The sequence below is a fragment of the Methanomethylovorans sp. genome (assembly GCF_050177135.1).
GTDB lineage: Archaea > Halobacteriota > Methanosarcinia > Methanosarcinales > Methanosarcinaceae > Methanomethylovorans.
In genome coordinates this window covers 2,893-23,894 of the sequence record NZ_JBFXHJ010000005.1, presented here as the reverse complement: position 1 = coordinate 23,894, position 21,002 = coordinate 2,893, and the positions used below count along the sequence as shown (strand labels likewise).

22 protein-coding genes and 1 pseudogene are annotated in these 21,002 nt (G+C 42.4%); 10 read left to right on the top strand and 13 right to left on the bottom strand.

The annotated features are described in order from the left end of the window. Positions 1 to 56: 56 nt before the first annotated feature. Positions 57 to 1,097 (bottom strand): TRM11 family methyltransferase, encoded by a 1,041-nt coding sequence (locus tag AB7U21_RS01080; RefSeq protein ID WP_333786549.1) that lies wholly within the window; start codon positions 1,095 to 1,097, stop codon positions 57 to 59. A 133-nt stretch (positions 1,098 to 1,230) separates the two neighbouring features. On the opposite strand from AB7U21_RS01080, the gene AB7U21_RS01075 reads away from it, so the two are divergent. From AB7U21_RS01075 to AB7U21_RS01065, 3 genes are all read left to right on the top strand, one after another. Continuing rightward, positions 1,231 to 3,132 (top strand): phosphoadenosine phosphosulfate reductase family protein, encoded by a 1,902-nt coding sequence (locus AB7U21_RS01075; RefSeq protein WP_333786550.1) that lies wholly within the window; start codon positions 1,231 to 1,233, stop codon positions 3,130 to 3,132. 79 nt (positions 3,133 to 3,211) lie between these two features. Continuing rightward, the gene (gene purH / locus AB7U21_RS01070; RefSeq protein WP_333786551.1) at positions 3,212 to 4,828 is read left to right on the top strand and encodes a bifunctional phosphoribosylaminoimidazolecarboxamide formyltransferase/IMP cyclohydrolase; all 1,617 of its coding nucleotides are present in this window, start codon (positions 3,212 to 3,214) and stop codon (positions 4,826 to 4,828) included. A gap of 165 nt (positions 4,829 to 4,993) precedes the next feature. Next, complete coding sequence (locus AB7U21_RS01065) at positions 4,994 to 5,776, top strand: winged helix-turn-helix domain-containing protein (RefSeq protein WP_333786552.1); 783 nt, start codon at positions 4,994 to 4,996, stop codon at positions 5,774 to 5,776. A gap of 9 nt (positions 5,777 to 5,785) precedes the next feature. Here the strand turns inward: AB7U21_RS01065 and AB7U21_RS01060 are convergent, their stop codons facing one another. Further along, positions 5,786 to 6,706 (bottom strand): UbiA family prenyltransferase, encoded by a 921-nt coding sequence (locus AB7U21_RS01060; RefSeq protein ID WP_333786553.1) that lies wholly within the window; start codon positions 6,704 to 6,706, stop codon positions 5,786 to 5,788. Positions 6,707 to 7,056: 350 nt separating this feature from the next. Between AB7U21_RS01060 and gpmI the strand changes: the two genes are divergently transcribed. After that, positions 7,057 to 8,598: a 2,3-bisphosphoglycerate-independent phosphoglycerate mutase gene (gene gpmI / locus AB7U21_RS01055; protein ID WP_333786554.1), complete on the top strand. Its 1,542-nt coding sequence runs from the start codon at positions 7,057 to 7,059 to the stop codon at positions 8,596 to 8,598. 1 nt (position 8,599) lies between these two features. On the opposite strand, the gene fen is transcribed toward gpmI, so the two are convergent. The 3 genes from fen to AB7U21_RS01040 form a co-directional block, all read right to left on the bottom strand. Continuing rightward, entirely contained in the window at positions 8,600 to 9,616 is a 1,017-nt protein-coding gene (gene fen / locus AB7U21_RS01050) for a flap endonuclease-1 (RefSeq protein WP_428386500.1), read from the bottom strand. Between the two features lie 15 nt (positions 9,617 to 9,631). After that, complete coding sequence (locus AB7U21_RS01045; protein ID WP_292352418.1) at positions 9,632 to 9,943, bottom strand: hypothetical protein; 312 nt, start codon at positions 9,941 to 9,943, stop codon at positions 9,632 to 9,634. 122 nt (positions 9,944 to 10,065) lie between these two features. After that, entirely contained in the window at positions 10,066 to 10,392 is a 327-nt protein-coding gene (locus AB7U21_RS01040; RefSeq protein ID WP_333786556.1) for a hypothetical protein, read from the bottom strand. A 431-nt stretch (positions 10,393 to 10,823) separates the two neighbouring features. On the opposite strand from AB7U21_RS01040, the gene AB7U21_RS01035 reads away from it, so the two are divergent. Then, positions 10,824 to 11,570: a hypothetical protein gene (locus tag AB7U21_RS01035; RefSeq protein ID WP_333786557.1), complete on the top strand. Its 747-nt coding sequence runs from the start codon at positions 10,824 to 10,826 to the stop codon at positions 11,568 to 11,570. Here the strand turns inward: AB7U21_RS01035 and AB7U21_RS01030 are convergent. After that, a complete protein-coding gene (locus AB7U21_RS01030) occupies positions 11,562 to 11,930 on the bottom strand; it encodes a DUF5658 family protein (RefSeq protein ID WP_333786558.1) in 369 nt (122 codons plus the stop codon). The two genes, AB7U21_RS01035 and AB7U21_RS01030, sit on opposite strands and share 9 nt — an antisense overlap. 183 nt (positions 11,931 to 12,113) lie before the next feature. Here AB7U21_RS01030 and AB7U21_RS01025 point away from each other — a divergent pair, with 183 nt between their 5' ends. From AB7U21_RS01025 to AB7U21_RS01005, 5 genes are all read left to right on the top strand, one after another. Beyond that, positions 12,114 to 13,289, top strand: coding sequence for a M24 family metallopeptidase (locus AB7U21_RS01025; RefSeq protein ID WP_428386497.1), 1,176 nt, complete (start codon positions 12,114 to 12,116; stop codon positions 13,287 to 13,289). A 29-nt stretch (positions 13,290 to 13,318) separates the two neighbouring features. After that, positions 13,319 to 14,209 (top strand): type II methionyl aminopeptidase, encoded by an 891-nt coding sequence (gene map / locus AB7U21_RS01020; protein ID WP_333786560.1) that lies wholly within the window; start codon positions 13,319 to 13,321, stop codon positions 14,207 to 14,209. A 53-nt stretch (positions 14,210 to 14,262) separates the two neighbouring features. Then, positions 14,263 to 14,985, top strand: coding sequence for a hypothetical protein (locus AB7U21_RS01015; protein WP_333786561.1), 723 nt, complete (start codon positions 14,263 to 14,265; stop codon positions 14,983 to 14,985). A 52-nt stretch (positions 14,986 to 15,037) separates the two neighbouring features. After that, on the top strand, positions 15,038 to 15,325 hold the full coding sequence (locus AB7U21_RS01010) for a YunC family protein (protein ID WP_333786562.1): 288 nt from the start codon (positions 15,038 to 15,040) through the stop codon (positions 15,323 to 15,325). Between the two features lie 121 nt (positions 15,326 to 15,446). Beyond that, positions 15,447 to 16,358 carry a presenilin family intramembrane aspartyl protease PSH gene (locus AB7U21_RS01005; protein ID WP_333786563.1) on the top strand — a complete coding sequence of 304 codons (912 nt, stop codon included), beginning with the start codon at positions 15,447 to 15,449 and terminating at the stop codon, positions 16,356 to 16,358. Between the two features lie 16 nt (positions 16,359 to 16,374). On the opposite strand, the gene AB7U21_RS01000 is transcribed toward AB7U21_RS01005, so the two are convergent. The 7 genes and pseudogenes from AB7U21_RS01000 to AB7U21_RS00970 all read right to left on the bottom strand — a co-directional run. Then, on the bottom strand, positions 16,375 to 16,836 hold the full coding sequence (locus AB7U21_RS01000) for a carboxymuconolactone decarboxylase family protein (RefSeq protein WP_333786564.1): 462 nt from the start codon (positions 16,834 to 16,836) through the stop codon (positions 16,375 to 16,377). A gap of 8 nt (positions 16,837 to 16,844) precedes the next feature. Further along, a complete protein-coding gene (locus AB7U21_RS00995; protein ID WP_333786565.1) occupies positions 16,845 to 17,780 on the bottom strand; it encodes a methanogenesis marker 7 protein in 936 nt (311 codons plus the stop codon). A gap of 4 nt (positions 17,781 to 17,784) precedes the next feature. Beyond that, positions 17,785 to 18,378, bottom strand: coding sequence for a methanogenesis marker 17 protein (locus tag AB7U21_RS00990; protein ID WP_428386493.1), 594 nt, complete (start codon positions 18,376 to 18,378; stop codon positions 17,785 to 17,787). Between the two features lie 5 nt (positions 18,379 to 18,383). Further along, positions 18,384 to 19,625 carry a methanogenesis marker 15 protein gene (locus AB7U21_RS00985; protein WP_333786567.1) on the bottom strand — a complete coding sequence of 414 codons (1,242 nt, stop codon included), beginning with the start codon at positions 19,623 to 19,625 and terminating at the stop codon, positions 18,384 to 18,386. Then, positions 19,622 to 20,074 (bottom strand): methanogenesis marker 5 protein, encoded by a 453-nt coding sequence (locus AB7U21_RS00980; RefSeq protein ID WP_333786568.1) that lies wholly within the window; start codon positions 20,072 to 20,074, stop codon positions 19,622 to 19,624. Before AB7U21_RS00980 ends, AB7U21_RS00985 begins: the two co-directional genes overlap by 4 nt. Before the next feature lie 9 nt (positions 20,075 to 20,083). Further along, positions 20,084 to 20,515 (bottom strand): methanogenesis marker 6 protein, encoded by a 432-nt coding sequence (locus AB7U21_RS00975; protein WP_333786569.1) that lies wholly within the window; start codon positions 20,513 to 20,515, stop codon positions 20,084 to 20,086. Further along, positions 20,508 to 21,002: pseudogene (locus AB7U21_RS00970) on the bottom strand (methyl-coenzyme M reductase-associated protein Mmp3); the annotation flags it as partial. The gene AB7U21_RS00975 and the pseudogene AB7U21_RS00970, both read right to left, overlap by 8 nt.

Sequence of the window (21,002 nt, the reverse complement as noted above, 5' to 3'; positions counted from 1 at the left end):
CTAATTATAATATACAACTCAACATATATAATTTTGATCAGGTTTATAGGAATTTATTATTTTTCCTTGTATAACAATGTAATTCTTCTGGTAAGACTTCTGTGTACTCTCTGGCTATACTCGTCTATTATCCTGAATCCCGCATCTTTTGCAAATCCGGTTATATCCATTTCTGAGACCACTACAGCAAGCTTACCTTTTCGAAGCAATCTGTACATTTCTCTGAAGGAGCCATCATAAAGATGGTGCAGGGATTCAGCTCTGATGGCTGCAGACCGTCCATAGGGAGGATCTGTGACTATAGCATCTACACATTCATCTCTAAGGGGGACCATACATGCGTCACCTGCTATAATATTATAATTGCCACCAAATACCTGCAGATTCATCTGTGCGCCTGAAGCGATCATAGAGCGCACTTCAATGCCTATTACCCTGGCACCTATCAGAGCACCTTCCACCAGAATACCTGCTGTGCCGCAGAAAGGGTCAAATAGAACATCATCCGCCTTCACTTTTGATATATTTACAAGGGCTCTGGCTATCCTGGGCATAAGCACGCCAGGGTAGAAGAAAGGTTTTTTGTGAGGCAATCTTCCCTCGAAAGCACTCCTGTCCACAGATGCTACTACAGGGCCAAATATGCATTTTTGTCCCAGTATCAATCTGAATTGAACATCAGGTGTCTTGAGATCTGCCCTAAATCCTTTCCTGAAAATTTTGCCGCCAACGTGTCCTTCTATGAACTCTCTTTCAAAATCACAATAATGCTTGATCTTCCTTGCACGCACCACGAATGTCTTGCCAGGACCAAGATGATCTGAATAATCAATTTCTTCTGCCATCTCCAATATGTTTTCTGCTGAAGTCTCACACATGCCCGCAACCCGCATTATATGGTGGGACATGGCAAGCCGCTCTGCTACGTACAACAAACGAGTTTCGATCTCATTCACAGTACCATCAATTTCTACGATCAGGCATTGATCAAGTATCTCTTGTTCTTTGAAGTCCAGTCCTGCTATTTCCATGCAGGCATATGCTTCCATAACCGGAAGGGAGTCATGCTCCCCGGAAAGTTCAAATGCGTACAGCATAGCAGTTGCATAGAGAATCCCTTTGGTATTAAAAGGCTGCTATCATGATCATTCAAAAGTTAAGACGTGGAGTAACTTATCTAAAATATCCAAAGCAAAGAACTATTTACTATAACAATATTGGAATCTCCTGATGTCAAAGCCCCTTTATCTTGGTGAAATGCTGCTGCATTGGTGCAGGAATTGTAACGTACCTGTACTGGGAAAGGAATGTGCATGTGGCAGTAGTGCAGAATCAGTGACTGTAACACCTCCTGGTGACATACGTCCGGCATTCGAATACGATATAGAACTTATAAATTCGGTTTCCATGCTGCAGTTCAATGCTCCTCTTATAGCTGATGAGAGGGTGGTGGTGCTGAACAAGGCTCCTTATGATGACCGCATGGACGAGATCATCGTTGATGGAGAGGTGTTAGGAAGCATCAGATTTGAGCTTGATACTCTTAAATGGGTACTTCTCTTGCGTGTGGAAGGCGCAAGGCGTCTTTTTCAAACCAATACCCTGTCTGCTCTGAAGGGCTGGGTTGTTCTGGAGCAGGGTGCAGTAACGTTCATACTGGGTGGTGCCAACCTGCTGGCTCCGGGAGTTCTGGATGCAGATCCCGGTATTCAGGAGAAGGATGAAGTGGTAATTCTTGATCCCAATGGCCAGGTAGTAGCTACCGGCAGGGCTCGTATGAGCGGTGAACAAATGAGAGAGCGCCCCAAGGGAGTGGCAGTAAAGGTAAGGGACAAGGAAGAGCCATGTAAGGTGGTTGTACCACAGGGTGGACAAACCTGGAAAGAAGTCCTCGATTCCAATAAGCATTTCATGGATGAGTTCATAGGACGTTCTCATAAGTTTATCAATAATGTTGCTTCAAGCATGACAAAACAAGTGACCGTTTCATATTCCGGCGGTAAGGACAGCCTTGTTGTGCTGCAGCTTGTAAGCGAGTGTCTTGAAGATTTTGATATCCTTTTCGCTGATACTGGTATCGAATTCCCGGAAACGGTAAGTAATACACAGGAAGTTTCCCAGTTATACGGCAAACCTCTCAGGTCCATCAGTTCAGGCAACGCTTTCTGGGAATCAGTTGATAGTTTTGGTCCACCCAGTGTGGAAATGCGCTGGTGCTGTAAGGTCTGCAAATTGGGTCCCATCACTCAGCTTATCGAAGGAAACTATGAAGAGGGCTGCCTGACATTCATCGGACAGCGCAAGTATGAATCAGACACCAGGGCAAAAAGTGAGAGGGTATGGAAGAATCCCTGGGTGGGGAACCAGATAGGTGCTGCTCCAATACAGGACTGGACAGCTATGCACGTCTGGCTGTATATTTTCATGCATGGTCTTCCTTATAATCCTCTCTACAAAAAAGGGTTTGATAGGATAGGATGCTGGCTTTGTCCTTCCTGTTCTGTTGCTGATCTGCACAGGCTCAGGGCAACACATCCGGAGTTTGCTTCAAAGCTGGAAAATTACCTCTTGGGCTATGCACAAAGGTCCGGACTTTCTCCGGAGTGGGTTGAACATGGGATGTGGAGATGGAAAAAATTGCCACCAAGACTTCAGGAGATCGCAAAAGCCAAGGGTATTCTCACGACCCCTAAGGTTGAGATCAATGGTAAATTTGAGTTCACGGTAACATCCGGCTATCGTCCCTGCAAGCAGGGTGGTGTGTCAGCAGAAGGTAGTTTTGCTACACCTCTTGATATGGAAACAATAGAGTCTTCAGGGATGCTTGAAGCTGTAGGCAAAGTGGCTTTCATGGAAGGGGTTTCTTCTATATTCCAGGGTGAGGACAGTGCCCAGATCTTTGCTGCCGGGACAGTAACAGCCCGTAGTGATAATGAAAAGCATGTTCTCCAACTGATAAGGTCAGTGGAGCTATCCATAAAGAGAGCTCTTCGTTGCAGTGGATGTGGTGTATGTGTGGGCAAGTGTCCGCATGATGTAATTAAGATGAAAAAGAATATTGCTGTAATTGGTGAGGGTTGTATACACTGTGGGAAGTGTATAGAAGTTTGTCCGGTAGTGAAATTTGGGTAAATTCAATTATGCGTTTTTCAACTTTTTTCCAACCAGAACATTTATACATGATATACGCTAACCTTTGATGGTGATTTTTTTGGTAAAAAGGGCACTGCTAAGCGTTTCTGACAAGGCCGGAATTGTAGAATTTGCGCGAGGGCTTGCAGCCCTTGGTGTGGAATTGCTATCCACCGGTGGGACGGCACGGATCCTACGAGATTCGGGAATCGAAGTGAAGGATGTTTCAGAAGTAACAGGTTTTCCTGAAATGATGGATGGCAGGGTCAAAACATTGCATCCCAAGATACATGGTGCCATATTGTGTGACAGGCATAATCCGGATCATATGGAGCAGGCATATAATGCAGGCATCGAGCTTATTGATCTGGTTGCCGTAAATCTCTATCCTTTTGAGGTCACAGTGACAAAAGAAGGTGTTTTATTGGAGGAGGCCATCGAGAACATCGACATCGGTGGTCCGACTCTTTTGCGCGCAGCGGCCAAAAACTTTCATTCCGTAACGGTTGTATCTGATCCCGTGGATTATGGGCATGTGCTCAAAGAGATCAGATCAACAGGTGTAGTTGCCGAGAGAACTCGCAAACAACTTGCCGTAAAAGCTTTCAGACACACGGCATGCTATGATGCAATGATAGATACATACCTGAGCAGGGAAATAGCTTCAGAAGAGGTTATACATCTGAACTTTGTCGGTGGTATGGGCCTGCGTTATGGTGAGAACTGGCATCAAAAAGCTAAGTTCTTCAAAGAGCCCGGAGTAAAAGGTCCATCCCTTGCAAATGCACGACAGTTACATGGAAAAGAGCTATCGTATAATAATTACGTAGATGCTGATAACGCATTGCTGACCATAAAAGACCTTCATGCTGAAAAACCTGCAGTTGTTATTGTAAAACACAATAATCCATGTGGGTTAGCCACTGGAGACACTCTTCTGCAGGCTCTGAGCGCTGCATGGGATGGCGATCCCATCTCAGCATATGGAAGTATCGTTTGCAGTAACAAAGCATTTGATCTGCAGTCAGCAGAATTCCTGGAAGGCAAGTTTATAGAGATTATCCTGGCCCCAGGTTTTGACCATGATGCACTTGAGTACCTTAAGAAAAAGAGCTCTAATCTGCGGTTACTTGAACTGCCGCAGTTAAATGATGTTTTTGATTTTGATCATACGTACAAGTATGTGGTAGGTGGCTTGTTAAAACAATCCAGGGACATGGGTTTGTATGAAAAGTGGGACTGTGTGACCGAAACGAAGTTCCCTGAGTCGATGCGACCGGTTTCCGAGTTCTGCATAAGCGCCTGCAAGAGCACAAAATCCAATTCTATTACCCTTGCTTATGAGTACCAGAAAGGTTGTTATATGATGCTTGCTATGGGCGCAGGTCAACCCAACAGAGTAGACTCTATCAGAAAACTGGCTGCTACTAAAGCCAGAGAGAACCTAAGGGTAATATACGAAAAGGAAAGTCCGAACGAGGATTTCGATGAATATTGTAAGAAAGTGCTTTCAAAATGTGTAATGGCTTCAGATGCTTTTTTCCCCTTCGATGACAGCATAGTTCATGCGGCTGAGAACGGAATCATGTATATAGTGTCCCCAGGTGGTTCCATTAGAGATAAGGAGGTCATAAGCACTGCAAACAAGCTAGGAGTATCTCTTGTATTTACTGGAATGCGCCACTTCTTGCATTGATTTACTCCTTTTATTTTTCTATCTAATACTGCACCACATATCTTAATATTTTAGGATGATATGTTTATAACTAATATTGATTATTGAATATACGAGTAGTATTCGGTTGTTGAATGCAGTGCGTGTTTCAAATTTATATCTCTGGGTAAATTACTAGTGATTACTATGAAATCTAAAGGTTTGTTGAGTTTGCTTACTTTCTCGGAAAAAAGAAGAGATCTACTCCTATTTCTTCTGGAGCAACCCTCTACTCTTTCTAACATACGTAAAAAGTTCGATGTATCTTCTCCGGAGATCGCACCAAGGATAAGGGAGATGGAATCTGCTAACCTCATGTACAAAGACCCTTTCACCAAGATGTATACACTTACAACTACAGGAAGGATCATTGCCAAGTCTTTCAAACCTTTTGTTGATATGGTGGGCCTTATCGAGAAAAATGAGGACTTTTGGAACGATCATGACCTATCCGGCATACCTGAGTATTTACTTGATAGGTTAGCTGATCTTAAAGACTGCGTTTTTTATGTGGACAAGCTTGAGAACATTTATGATTCTCATAAAACATTTACCGAGAATATAGCGCATTCAAGTGTGATTAAAGGTGTTTCTCCTATTTTCTTTCCTTCTTATCCAGATTTTTTCGCACAGCTTGCACTAAAAGATGTTCCCACCTCTCTTATTCTCACAAAGAGTATCTTTGATAAGGTCAAAAATGAACATGATGAGAAAATGAGGGCATATTGTGCTGCCAAATACACTGAACTCTATCTTCTTGATAGTTCCAAGGTCGCTTTTGTGGTGACAGATCTTTTCTTTTCCCTGTCTCTGTTCTTTAAATCAGGCAATTACGATCCTCGTACCGATCTCATTTGCTTTGATGAAAAAGGTATTCAATGGGGAAACGATCTATTTGACTACTACCTGTCACAAGCAAGAAAAATATGAAGTATGTCCTCATGCCATATTTCCAATTACTGATCTTAGGCACACGATAGACCCTGCTTCACCATCAACGAGAAAAAGTCTTTCAATTTTTCCCCTTATATCTTCTTTTTCCCGGTTATGCGTGAGTCGGAGTATATACAATAACCCTATAAAGAAACTATACATCACAATTACGGGCTCGAATGCAAGCAAGCTCATTATTATGGCGGATGCTAGCAGTGAATGAGATATGATGTGTAATCCTAGTAATAATATGCGGGTATTCTTTTCTCCAAAGCTTACAGGAAGGGTTTTGATGCCTGCCATCAAGTCTCCTTTTACGTCCTTAAAGTCGTAGATAGCTGAATTAATGAAGAGTTTAGATCCATAATAAAAGAATACCACGAGCACAGGCAGAAGACTAACGATCCCGGTTCCGGCTATGCCTGCAATGAAAGTGCCCCATGTCAGCCCAACTACAAGATTCTTGATCCCTAGGCCGCCTTTTAGTTTAAGGTTCAGTTTTCCAAAATTCAATCCTTTACTGTACAGGTATCCAGTTACAAGCGGCATCAAAGCCAAAAGAAGTAAACCACTGGTGCTCAGGGCGTAACAACCAGATACAAATGTAGCCAGAGAAGCAAACAATGCCAGCTTTTTGTTGGCCCCTTTTAGTTCGGATCTGTTTATACTGTCTTCAGTTGATTCAAGTGCACGATCTAGAGTATATACGGCGTACACAATAAGCCCTCCTGCCACGCAGTTCAATACGCTTATCTGTGCCAAGAGCAGGAGAGATGCTATATATATGCGTAAAGATCCTGATATTGCTACCAATAAAGAGCTTTTCAGCAGGTTTATTGTTGGCAAAAGATTTTTGCAGTATTCTTTATATGTATCTTGAATTATCTTTCGGGTATAATTGTATTGTAGACTGTTACTTGCGCTCATACACAAGTAAGTTTGACTACCTTAGCATTATTAGTAACTCAGTATACTTTTATACGAGTAATTTACTTTGTAATTCCAAGTAATTTTCAACAGCCGATATTGATTATTATTTATTGTTATAATTATATTGTAACTACATAAATTGTACGCGTTGACTAATTTTGTCCTATTTTTTATTCTCCTCTGATCCGTATATTATTCCTTGTTGCCTAAATATGCCTCTATACTTTGATCTGTTACTTGTGATAATATTGATCATAAAACAAGTTTACCTTCTTTCATCAAGTCCTTCACTCTGGATTACTCTAAAGACAGAGTATTTAATACACATCAGTGACGTTTACTTTTGCATGACACTACCTAAAAAACCTTTAGTGCTTATGATCCTTGATGGATGGGGGTACGATCCCAATCCTAACGGTAATGCTGTGCAGGCTGCCAAGACACCAGTTCTTGACTCCCTTCTGGAGAAATACCCTTCCACTTTTCTGGAGGCTTCAGGGGAAAGCGTTGGTCTTCCTGCAGGCCAGATGGGCAATTCTGAGGTAGGACATCTTAACATTGGTGCAGGAAGAATTGTGTATCAGGATCTGACGCGTATTAACAGATCTATTGAAAGTGGTGAGATATATAGTAATCCAATACTTCTTGAGGCAACACGGAATGTAAAGAAACATGGCTCAAACCTACATTTTATGGGTCTTTTCTCATATGGGGGAGTGCATAGTCACCTGAAACATCTGAACAGTTTGATAGAGCTTGCTGGAGATCAGGGCCTTCCAAAGGTCTATGTCCATGCTTTTCTTGATGGCAGGGATGTGCCTCCCAGGCAAGCACTTTACGATATGGAAGAGTTCCAGCAAATGTATTCCAAAAAAGGAAATGCTATCATTGCTACTGTTTCAGGGCGATACTATGCCATGGACAGGGATAAGCGCTGGGATAGGATAAAACTTGCTTATGATGCATTGGTCCTAGGCAAAGGCTTGAAGTCTGAAGATCCTGTTTCTGCCATCCAGGAGGCATATGGCAGAGGTGAAAATGACGAGTTTGTCAAACCTACGGTCATCACTGACAAAGAGGGTCAGCCTCTTACAACTATCAAGGACAATGATTCAGTGATATTTTTCAATTTCAGGCCGGACAGGGCGCGTCAGCTGACCTACTCTTTTGTAAATGAATGTTTTGAGGGTTTTGAAAGAAAAGTTTCCCCCCATGTCCATTATGTATGCATGTCCGAATATGATGAAAAATTGAATGTGCCACTTGTCTTTCCAACAGAATGCATTGAGAATACGCTGGGACAGGTGCTTAGTGATCATGGTCTCAAGCAGTTAAGGATAGCTGAGACTGAAAAATATGCACATGTTACTTTCTTCATGAACGGAGGTGCAGAGGAGCAGAATTCCGGGGAGGAAAGGTTATTGATCCCTTCTCCTAAAGTTGCCACTTATGACCTCAAACCACAAATGAGTGCTTTTGAGGTTACTGATGCACTTGTGGAACAGATAAGGTCAGAGTCATACGATGTCATAATAGTGAACTATGCAAATATGGATATGGTGGGTCATACAGGTTTCTTTGATGCTGCCGTAGAGGCAGTACAAACCGTTGATACCTGTGTGGGCAGAGTAGTGGCTGCTGTATTGGGATCAGGAGGTTCTGCTATTATTACTGCTGACCATGGCAACGCTGAGAAAATGATAGATGCAGTTTCAGGTTCTACGCATACGGCTCATACCTCTAATCCTGTACGTTGTATCTATGTTTGCAACGAACCTGGTTTACAGCTTTGTAAAGGAAAGTTATCTGACATTGCACCTACGATGCTTGAGATCCTGGGTATCCAGCAACCAATGGAAATGACAGGCAGGTCACTTCTTAAAAAGTGATCTAGAACCATTGGTCCAGGGTTCTCTGTCCTGGCCCGCTGATCGTTTCCAGTCTTTCACAGGCTTTAATGACCCTGTCTTTTGAAAAGTCATGCTCTCCGCAAAGGAATGTAATAATTGCATCGGTGTCGGGTTTTTTCCATTTGAGGGTGTAGTTGTCGGTTACAGAAGGGTTTAAAAAAATATTTTTTATCTCCTGCACATTCTCTATTTTTTTCCCTGCAGCAAGCAACACTTTTTCTATATTGTCGTGCTCTTTTATAAGCTTCAGTGCTTTTTTTGGGCCTATCTTTTCAAGGCCTGGGTTGTAATCTGTACCCACGCATATTGCAATATCTATAAGTTGTGAGCGATTGATCCCAAGTTCTGCCAAGCTTTCCTCGATTTTAATTATCTCTGGTTTAACTTCCACAAAAATATGCTTCTTCGGCAGTTTGCGCTTACCTGTAATTGTAAGGTTCCTTACAACCTGGGGTGCTCCGAACAGTATAGAATCGTAATCCTGTGAAGCAATATAGTTCGCATCTCCTCTTTTCACCAGGTGGGCAGCTTGTGCCTCTCCTTCCGAAGGGGCATCAACCCAGGGAATGCCCATGGCCAGGAGTAACCGCCTGGAATCATCTGCTATCTCCTGGGTGACCCTTGAGGACGCCTGCGCATACATATATGCTTCTTCTGCCAGTCCCTTTTCCTTTGCTTCTTCCCATTTTATCGTTGCGTTCTCTCTGTCAGCCATTCGCTTCTCTATGGTCCGATCTTTGAGATATGACGGTTTTCCATCAAAAACAAATACTGGTTTGATTCCTTCTTCCATAAGGCTGGTCATACGGTATAGGATACCTGAAAGGTGAGAGGTTGTGTTTCCTCTGGAGTCCTTAAGCGGCGTACCATCTCTTTGCCTTATTATGCTAAGGAATTGATAAAGCGTGTTGTATGCATCTATAGCTACAACTTTATGGGACAATTCGGATATTTCGATTTGCTGTTTTTTCAGGAGTTCTCCAATATCTGTTCCCATAAAACAGGATAGTTGTCAGATATTCTTAGTTGTTTCGCTAGTATCCAGTCGCACATCTATGACCGAATCATCAGATGCATCGATCTTTCCTATCTTTAGTATATTTCCGACCCTTTCGACAAGGTCTGCTTTTGTTATCTGAACTTGATGTCCATCCCCATCAGAACTTCTGTTCTTATGTACGATAAGTAACTTCTGTCCACTGATTTCATTGCCTATTTTTGATATGACATTCTTGACAACTTGCTCGAAATCAGAATATATCATTATTTCGGAGTATTTTCCAGCTTTTTTGATAATACCAATCGGTTCCAGATGAATGCGCATATACGCACCTCTTTGCAGAATAAGACTTTAAATCACTCATCATACGTAAGCACCTGTTTATATCATTTTCGCATTGTTCGGGAAATAAATGGTATTCTACAGGAACAATATTACACCAAGCTTCATCTGTACCTTTTGCTATTAAGGGTTTCCAGAGCTTCGTCTACCCTGCCGATCACTTCGTCCATTTTTCTATCCATGTTGCTCTCTATGCTCTGGACATTGATCCTCAGGGACCTTTCCTTCACATCGATCATACTTTCCATTTTGCGCATGCGTATGTCAACCGAGAGGATCATAGCTGCCAGAGCGCCTACCATAACTATTGCTGCGAGTATTATAAGGGAATTCGCAGGGTCATATTTAAACCTTCCAAGCCATTCGTACGTAAGTACAAAAGATGATACAACCATCACTATGGAAAAAACAATATCTCTTGTTTCCATCATCGACCCTCATAAAATAGAATTTTGATTGCTTTTTTATATACTTTTCTTTAAAGAATATAAACCAATAGATTGACTTTGTAGAAAAGCCTTTTCAATCATGTTCAGGCTATAACTTACGTTCTTTTTGTTCATGATCTTTCTGTGTCTTTTTTAAGTATTGTCTCTATTTGTATATCTATTTTTTATATATTGTGCATTATTAAATATAAATATATACTATAAACGCTTATGTTAATACGGTGGTATCGATGGACAACTTTGTTTCAACAAAGTACGCAATAGTGGTACTGGTATATCTCCTAATGCTGCTAGCAGCCGGCCTCATGGCTGGTCTTATTGTTGTAGAGTGATACATGCCTGTTTTTTGACATGTTTGCATGGAATGTTATTTAAGTACCCCTTTATAATTTATCATATAAGGGGGTACCCACTTGAGTATAAAGGATCTCATTAACGTCTGGGTTATAAAGACCGGCTATTCCGGCAGGCAGGCACGGGAATGTCTTAAGAAAAATGTTATTTCTTTTGACGTGGAACTACATGTACTTGAGGAATTTGCAGAAGATCTGAAGTCTTCTTCGAATCCAATAATTATGCAAGATCGGTACAGGTTGCTTGATCAAAAATATGATGATTTTACCAACAATCTGGCCATTGAGCTAGAGAGCAGCCTGGAAGACCTCAATTACTTTTCCGGTTCTCCTTTGAGGGATGAAAAAATCTCCCGATTAAAAGAAATGCTTGAAGATATGAACCAGGAATTATCTGGCTTTCACAAAGTTATGGACAAATTTGATGAATTTGAAAGAATAGAGTATCTAAAAACAGCCATTCATGATAAGCTATGTTCCATTGCTCATTCCAAACTTGAAACATGGGCTTCTGATATGGCAAGGTTCTCAATAAGTATCCTTACAGGTGATATTGTGGTAATACCTCTTCCTGAAAAAGGTCTTTTTGCAATTGGCAGGGTCATGGGTGGGTATGAATACAATAGTACAGACATATATACCCGGCATTTTCACAATGTAGAATGGTTGAATATGCAAGTTCCATTCCCCGAACTTAAGGAAGAGCTTAATGGTTCTTCATCAGTTTTTCTTCTTACAGGGGATGCAAGGGAAAAAATACTTGATATGCTTGTTTCTAAAAGAATCCGTCAGAGTGAATTAATATGATGTGATCCCTAAAAATTGAATTAAGCTGCATTTAGAGAATATTACGAGCAGGTTATTGACCACAAGGAATATACCTAGAAGGCTTACAGCACTTCTGGATGCTAACCATATATAATTTTTCCATGCAGATCCAGTACTCATTATCGTGAGATAGTACCAATAAATTATCCCAATGAATACAACCTTCATTATGAGCATTGACCATATGCCGAATTCATCCATCAGGATGGCAAGGAATGGATTTTCCTCAAATCCATAATCTAATGCATGATAAGTGGTGATGAAATCTCCTAACACATAGAATAGGACTATGTGCTTAATATCTCCAAGAAACTGTGTAAAGGGATCAGATCCTGCCATAAAGATGTTTTTCAGCACCATATGTATAGATGCTCATGAACCAGTATATATTCAAAATGTATACAATTCATCTCCTTATGTACATGTAATGTCTGATGCTGTTTATATCCCTTGATATCATATACTGAGACCATTGAAAAGATAAGACAATTGTTTTGTACTATTAATAACAATGCTTATAGCATGACAGAGAGGATGAAGAACATGGATATAACAGATTTGCTGGCCAAGCACAAAGCAGATGGTTTCATGATCGTGGGTAATGTCGATAATGCTGATTTCTACTACGCCACAAATTTCTTCGTCTCAGATAAATACACCTATATACAAACATTAGGCTCCAAAGAGATACTTGTAGTTTCAGAAATGGAAAAAGGCCGTGCTCAGCTCGAGTCCAGGGTTACCGATATATGTACGTTGCAAGATTATAACTACAGAGAGAAAATAAAGCAAAGGGGCGATCCATATCAAGCTTATGTAGATTGTATAGCTGAGATCTTACAAAAAGAAGGTATCCGAAAATTAGGAGTCCCAAAGGGTTTTCCCTATCATACAGCTCAGGCTCTGAAGGAGGAGGGCTTTACTATTGTTGACATGGAAAGTCCTTTCAGAAAATTGAGGTCGATCAAAAGGGAAGACGAAATGGGGCATATCAGGTCTGCCCAAAAAGCCTGTGAAAAAGCCATGGCTGCAGCCATTGATCTTGTTCATAGGTCTGAGATAGTCGACGGTAAACTTCTTTTCCGGGGTTTTGAACTCACTGCAGACGACGTTCGCAGAGAGATAGACCTTGCATTACTGGATTCAGGTTGTGAGGCAGTGGGCACTATTGTTGCTGGTGGTAAAAAAGCTGCCAATCCTCATTGGGAAGGAGAAGGCCCACTTAAGCCAAACGAGTCTATTGTTATTGATATATTTCCTCGCAGCAAAAAACACCGTTATTTTGCCGATATGAGCCGCACAGTCCTGAAAGGTGAAGCATCTGTCGAGCTTCAGAAAATGTATGATGCAGTTCTGGCAGCTCAGAAGGAAGCCATAGAAATGGTAAAGCCCGGCATACTCTGCAGTGACATACATGATCGTGTATGTGATGTACTAGAATCCCATGGGTTTAAAACAATACGTAGCGGTTCTAAAGTAGGTTTCATCCACTCTACAGGCCATGGGGTTGGTCTTGAGATCCATGAGGCACCATTTGTGGGAGTTCAGGCCATTCCTCTTGAGAAGGGTAATGTAATTACCATTGAACCCGGTCTTTACTATCCTGATCAGGGGGGTATTCGTATAGAGGATATGTTGTTAGTGACAGAGGATGGTTGTGAGAATCTCACATCACTTGAGAAGAGATTTGTTATATAATGTTATTAAGTTATCAGTCGTAGGTGTTTATGACAAGTATAATGCAGGATGATATTCTGGAGAAATATCTAAAGGCAGGCGAGATACTATCCAGGGTGAGAAGTGAAGCAAAGGATAAGATAAAAGTGGGTGCAAGTCTGCTTGAAGTAGCGGAGTTCGTGGAAAACAGGACCATAGAGCTTGGAGCCGATGGTTCAGCGTTCCCATGTAATATCTCACGGAACGATGAAGCTGCCCATGCCACACCAATGGCAGGTGATGAGTCGGTTTTTGGAGAAGATGTGGTGAAGCTGGATATCGGGGTTCACGTGGATGGCTATATTGCTGACTCTGCCATCACAGTGGATCTCACAGGTAAGCATGGGGATCTCGTCAAAGCCTCAGAAGCTGCCCTTTATGCTGCTATAGATACTGTAAAAAGTGGGGTTAATACTGCACAGCTGGGTTCTGTGATCGAAGACACTATTGTAAACCTTGGTTTCAGGCCAATAGTCAATCTTACAGGTCATGGAGTTGCCAGGTATATTGCCCATACTCATCCCAGTATACCCAATCGGCGTATTGATCACGGTTCTGTGCTCACGGCCGGAGATGTGATAGCTATCGAACCCTTTGCTACTGATGGTGCGGGAAAAATAATAGATGGTTCATGGTCAGAGATATTCAGTGTCATAGGAAACAAACCTGTGCGTCTGCCAGCTGCCCGTAATCTTTTGAAAGAGATAGAACCATATAGGATGTTGCCATTCGCCAAGAGGTGGCTCAAGACCGAAAAACTTGACTTTGCTCTTATGCAGCTTGCTAAATCAGGTGTGATCACTTCTTATCCGGTACTCAAGGAAGTTGCGGGCGGTCTTGTGTCCCAGACGGAACATACGCTTATTGTTACCGAGGACGGTTGTCAGGTGACCACTCTTTAATGAGGGATAGGTTGAATACTCCACTTTTAGCATTTTCATTGCTTTTTTTGTTTATGATACTTCCAGCGAACGCAACCTTCACCTGGGAAAACAATATTACTGTTGGATATGACGAGGTCCAATGGATGTATACGGAGACCTATGATGAAGCCAATTCTATCATCTACAAAGACTACGTCGATATGTCGGTGGGTAACCGGGATGGCTTCATAAATGCATGGGAGGTTCTTAAAACAGATGTGAATACCAGGTCTGCCCTACAAAATTCTATCATTGAGCAGATGGATGTAATTGTGAATGGCTCTTCTGAATACATCGTGCTAACAGATGTAAATTCCCGGATGTCCCCTGAATTGTTGGGTCCGGTAATGCAGGCAGAGGTTATTATGAATATCTACACGACCAATTACCGCGTTGTAGATCCGTTTTTAGAAGTTGGGAACAGCAGTATAGGTTTCATTGGTGAAAAAAACACTCCTATAGTTATCAATATGCATAAGGGGATATCTGTGAATTCTACTGAAGGTATCGATAATGTATCTGTCAGCAACAATGGACAGGTTGTAAAGATCGCGGGTATTTTTGGTTCGACTGGAAAAGCAACAGTTTATTTCCACTTGGAGGAGGCTGAAGATATCGTTGCCTCAGTCCCGGAAGTCACTGAAGAGGGTCTTTCAGGTGAAGGACGGATATTGGGGGATGAGCCATATCATGATTTCTCTCTTGCTGGAAGGATATTCCCTTCTTTAAGGATATGCAATCCCGAAAGTGTTTGAATAAAGGAATTAATCTTTATAGTCCATTTAATTAATGTTGAGGCAATAGAATATGATGATCGAACAGATTAAACTAAAAAAAGGTATTGCCATAGGTCTGAACATTCAAATGCAGCATGCATCCTTGCTTGTAGTGAAAGCAGATTTGGGATTCGTTATGTGTGGTTATCTGGATATGGCTACAGCTGAGAAGCTGGGAGATGTGGCTGTACGGGTTTCAGGGGTCAGCACATTTGAAGATGTTCTCACTGCAGAAGTCAAGTCAGTAACTCCTAAAGCTAAAGAACTTGGCATTGCAGTGGGCATGAAGGCTGTAGATGCCCTGGAGCTAATGTTCTGAATTTATACCAATATTTTTATTACCCTTTATTATCTCAACAGATTAACACTTGCATAGTATTAAATACTCTTAATATATTATTAAATTGAAAATAATTTTGATCTTAAGCGGGGATATTACTTTGAGTTCGGAAAAAGGTTTCTTAAAGACTTATGCTCCAATCTTTGCTATGGCTGGCATTATATTGGCTGTCCAGTTTCTATCTTTGTTGCTGGCACAACCTATGAATGCTGAAGGTATGCAGGCTTTTGAGGACCCGGACTCTACAGCCAATAGTTTGTACTACATCGCAATCATCCTTGTGTTCACTTTCTTCCTGCTCATAGCACTGAAGAAAAATATGCAATGGGTCATTCAGCTTGTAATACTACTTGCAGTGGCTTCTACTGTATATTATGTGTTCATAGCTCTATTATCGCTGTTGACGGATTCAAACACGGCAATAAATGCTGTTTCTTTGTTCATGGCAATAGTTCTTACTGTTCTGCTGTACAAGTTTCCGGAGTGGTATGTGATAAACACTATTGGCTTGATCATAGGAGCAGGTGCAAGCGCCATCTTCGGCATTTCCCTTTCAATAATCCCAGTACTTGTTTTGCTATCACTTCTCGCTATCTATGATGCGATCTCCGTCTACAAGACAAAGCACATGATAGACCTTGCTGAAGGTGTTATGGACCTGCGTTTACCCATACTTTTCATTATTCCTAAGAAACTGAACTATTCCTTTATCAAGGACACTTTTAAGAAAGAAGATGGCGAAGAAAGAGAAGCTTTTTTCATGGGTCTGGGTGATGCAGTAATGCCTACCATTCTGGTAGTTTCTGCTAATATTTTTCTAGATTCACCTTTGAAATATATGGGTATTTCATATCCCTCCATAGGTGCCATGATTGGAACACTAATAGGATACGCTGCTCTTATGGTATTCGTAATGAAAGGGAAACCACAGGCAGGCTTGCCATTCCTTAACACAGGTGTTATACTTGGATACGTAGCAGGTGTACTGATCACAGGTGGATCTTTCTATTAATATTTTTTAATTTTCATCATCTCTGCTCTGGCAGTTCAGAATTAAAATTACAGAACATACAAGAGGGGTCCTTTCCTTCTACAGTAGACGCAAATTCAGAATCTATGGCACGGGTACCCTCTGCAAGTATGGAAGCATTGGCTACGGTACTGCTAATAAGGATCGTATCGAATATCTCTTCCCTGCTCACTCCGAGTCTTTTGGCAGCCCTTATGTGTGTTTTAAGACAATGGCCGCACTTGAGGGCAGAGGCAACAGCAATACTGATAAGTTCCACGGTCTTTGGGTCCATACGCTTGAACTCACGCATAATACTGTTCGTATATATCATTCTGGAGATAAAGAGTTCAGGCATATCCTTAATGAAATTCACTATATAGGGGACTTCTCCATATTGTTTCTTCATGTCCTCCAGCATTTTTTCAACGACTTCTTCCGGCTCTTCGTTAAGAAGTTCTTTGATCTTTTCTATTTGCACGTTGCACCTCACATCTCTATGCCCACTTCAGATTTCCTTTTCACCTTCACAAGTATGTAGTTCTTCATTTTTGAGGGTGTAATAGTTGCAACATCTCTAAGGTGGATGTTATCCTGCAATTCCATATCTTCAACCTTCTTATGGAAATCAGCATAAGGGAGTTTAATGCGCAGTCCATCTAATTGCAGCGTGAGCGGCGCAGGGGTATATACGCTTTCTATCTCAGGGATCTGTTCCTGTACCTCTTTCATGATCCTTGCAGGCAGGACGGCAAGTGGGTCTCTGGCAATATCCTCTCTCATTTTTTCCACGATTATCCCCACTTTCTCACTCATAACATCCAGGCCCCCCAGTTCATCACTGTGCCTTAGCCTGTGAGCGACCCTGCCGATGTTCCCTATGTACATATCGGCACCAGGCACTTCTTCAGTCTTAAGGTCCGGCCCTCCTGTGGCAACGATGGGTATCTTTATACCTTCAAAGAGTTTAGGTTTCTTATTGATTATACAATCCCGGAAGGTACCAAAAGAGAACAGGGCAATATCATGCTCATTTATTAGTCTTCTTTCATAATCTGCAGAAAGTGCAACTCTTCTTCCCATGCCTCTGGCAAGTCCTATCATAGTGGTGTTAGCGCCTCCCCGTCTCAGGAATTCAGCTATATCACAGGCAGAATGCGGCAGATGATGAGACGCAAGCGTAGGTGAGACAACGGCTATTTCAGTTCCTGTAAGGGGAGCTCTGGATATCTTTCCAAGAAGATCTTTGGCAAGCTGCTCAATAAGATGTACATCATCTCTGGGTACGAGCATCACAAGAGTAACCTCTGTGGCAGCCGGTGTTTTCTGGATGAGGTATCCTCCCAGATCTTCCAACAGTTCCAATATAAGCGTATGCCTGTGTATTCCACCTTCATATATGTAAGGTTCAAGCACTGCTGCCAAGAGCTTACCCTCCCTTTATCTTTTCAAGCATTTGGTGTCCTTGCTGCACCCATTCTGGTTTCATGGCATCTTCGGATGCTACGAAAATAAATTCATTGCTGTTAAGTGAGTGATAACGTACCCTGAACCCTTCAGGAGTTCCTCTTATAGCCATTTCGACAAGCCTGGAAAGCAATGTGCGTTTTGGGTCGAATATGGCCATTTCTTTTATGGCCTCTATCTCAGTGTCCATATTTTCCACGTTTACATTTATGGTCTTCCTGTCCTGTTGAATGACTTTTCCGCGTCCATATTTTGCCCACAGTTTCTCCAATAGGTCAGGCAGGTACTTCTCATCTCGCAGGACTATCTGTATCTCATTCCTGGTGACAGCTCCAATGTTAACATCTGCAAAGTCCGATGTTTTTACTAGCGGAGGACTGCCTCTCAGAATGATGGCCATCTGGAATAGTGAGTCTTCAGGCGTTATGATAGCATATATCCTGCCAATAGAGTTGGCAAGGCCAAGCTCCGAAATGACATCTGAGAGTATTGACCTGTAAGCTTCGGCCTCTTCAGATATTTTAGTTTCCACCTTGAAGATCTCCAGAGGCTCCATATTTCTTATTCCTCCACAAATCCCGATGCCAGCAATGCACTTCCCACAGCACCTATGAGGTGGGAGTTCGGTGGCACAAGCACATCTATTTTAAGCAGACTGCTCAAGGCTTTTGGAACGCCTTCTATCAGTGAAGAGCCACCCACAAGGATCAGTGGCTCTTTTACATCCACTTCCTGCAATTGCTGCTCAAAGATCTGTTCCACCACACTATGACATGCCGCAGCAGCCACATCCTCCGGTCTTGATCCTTTCGCCAGTGAGTTTACAAGTGACTGGATACCAAAGACAATGCAGTAACTGTTCATATCGACTTTTTCCTGCATACCTTTTACAGCCAGTGCACCCAGTTCAGTAATATCGACACCAAGTCTCTTTGCTGTCATATCCAGAAAACGCCCGGATGCACCTGCACAGATACCACCCATGGTGAACATACCTGGAATTCCATCTTCCACTGATATTGCCTTGTTATCCATTCCACCAATGTCGATAACGGTTGCAGAGCCTTTTTGCTTGTTTGCCAGGTACACTGCACCTTTGGAATTGACAGTGATCTCTTCCTGTACCAATTGCGCCTTAAAATGCTCTCCTACCAGGAACCTGCCATAGCCGGTGGTTCCAATAGCCTGGATCTCTTCGGCCTTTACTCCAGCTTCCTCAAGTGCATGGTTGAAAGCTTCTGTTGCACTATCAATGACCTTTATAGTGGGCACCCAACCCTGGCCAATGATCTTGTCATTTCTCATTATCACAGCTTTTGTAGTGGTCGAACCAGAGTCTATGCCTGCAGTAAGACCAGTCTGATGCTCACGGGCAAGCAGATGTTTCCTTCTTGCGATGGTGGTAAGAGCTTCCATTCTTGTCATAAGGGTGGCTGCTGTTGTCCTTTCGGTGAAAGAATAACTGATAACAGGAATACTGGAATGTTTATTTATATATCTTCTAACTTCGTTCCTTACAATAGCAGCTTCAGCACACCTGAAACATGATGTGATGAACACTCCATCCACGTCTGCAATGCCTTCCACCACTGCTTGGGCTCTTGCCATCATCAGACGCAGATCAGGACTTGCAGCCTCTATTCCGAAATCCCTTCCGATCGTGTCAAGAGAAGCTATATCTATTTCAGGAAAGACCAGTTTTGCATTGACACTGGAAGTCACTTTTTCCAGTTCACCCTGGACACCTGCATATTCAGAACCGCATGAGACCAGCGCCACTTTTACTTGCTTCTCCGTGCTCATGATCTAGCCTCCGTTGACAGTGATTTCAGGAACTCGGCTATCTTGTAGACAAATTCCTTGCCTTCCTCTTCATTTCTGGGGTACTCTACTTCAAGGATAGGTATCTCTTTTTGGCGTATCAGATATTTGGTAAGCTCGTTCGTCCTGGCACATCCCATACACCCAAAGGCCATGGTTGCCTCATTCACGATGATAGCAGCTTCTGCCTCATCTATCATGGGTCCTACTATAGCCATCCTCCCCCTTACACCCGCGGGTACTTCCACTGCTGCATATTTCAGACCCATTTTAGGCTCTTCAGCCGTTATATTCAGAGGTGGGGAGTCTACTCCTACAGTATTTACCCTCTCTTTGATCTTTTCCATCATCGCAAGGGGCTTGTGGCCGAAGCGCTCTACTAGATCAGAAAGTATCAGGCTGTTGATAGGATAAATGATCACTTTTGCCATTATATTGCCTCATAAATTTGATTCAATGATCTCCTTCAGCTTCTTTACTTCTATTTTTTCAGCACGGTGTATCTCAGCGGGTGGAACATGTTTATCGTAAGCATCAAGTGCTTTTCCGATCATGGGTAGCATCTGGACTTCCTCTCTCAGGTAATGGAATCCTGGTCTGGGTCCGCCACCCCTTACAGACCGGCATCTTCTCTCATCCCCGGGGTGAAACCCACGCTCTTTCACAAAGATATGATTCCTGTCCATAGCCCTCAGTTCATCAACTACCTTATCCACAGCAGTCCTCGGACCAGTAACCATTGTTCCAAAACAAGTTTCTTTGATAGTTATGGATGTTTCTGATTCATATACTTTCATTGCGGCATCTATGGGTAGAACGCTGTCAGAACTTATGACCACAATTTTAGTGATAACATCTTCCTCATTACTCATAGCCCCCCTCCCTGTTACGCTCGATGACATAGATCTTATCTCCTTCTTTGAAGTTCCGGAGCTTTTCTATGTCAAGGATACGCCCAATGATATTTGTACTTATGAACTTCTCTCCGGTAGGTCCGAAAAGGTCATCGTCCTTCGTTTTGACACCTACCATTCCCATACGCTTAGCTGCCTGGTTTGTAACACCTATCTCCCCGGATGCAACCTTTTCCTTTGGTGTGTTCTCCGGCAGGATCTCCTTATATCTCTCTGCAGGTTTTTCAGCTTTGAAGATATAGGTATTCTCATACATCATTATCAAAGGCATTATTCCTACAGGCCTGAACTGCAGGCCAATGGCATGTCTGAAAAAGTCCAGGGTTATGGGTGCAGCATTGTCATACAACTCTATGCTAACCATCTTTGATCCATCAACTCCTGTAGCCCTGACAGTACCCGCCCGAAGTATCTCAATGGTAGTATCGGGCTCCTGGGCCACAAT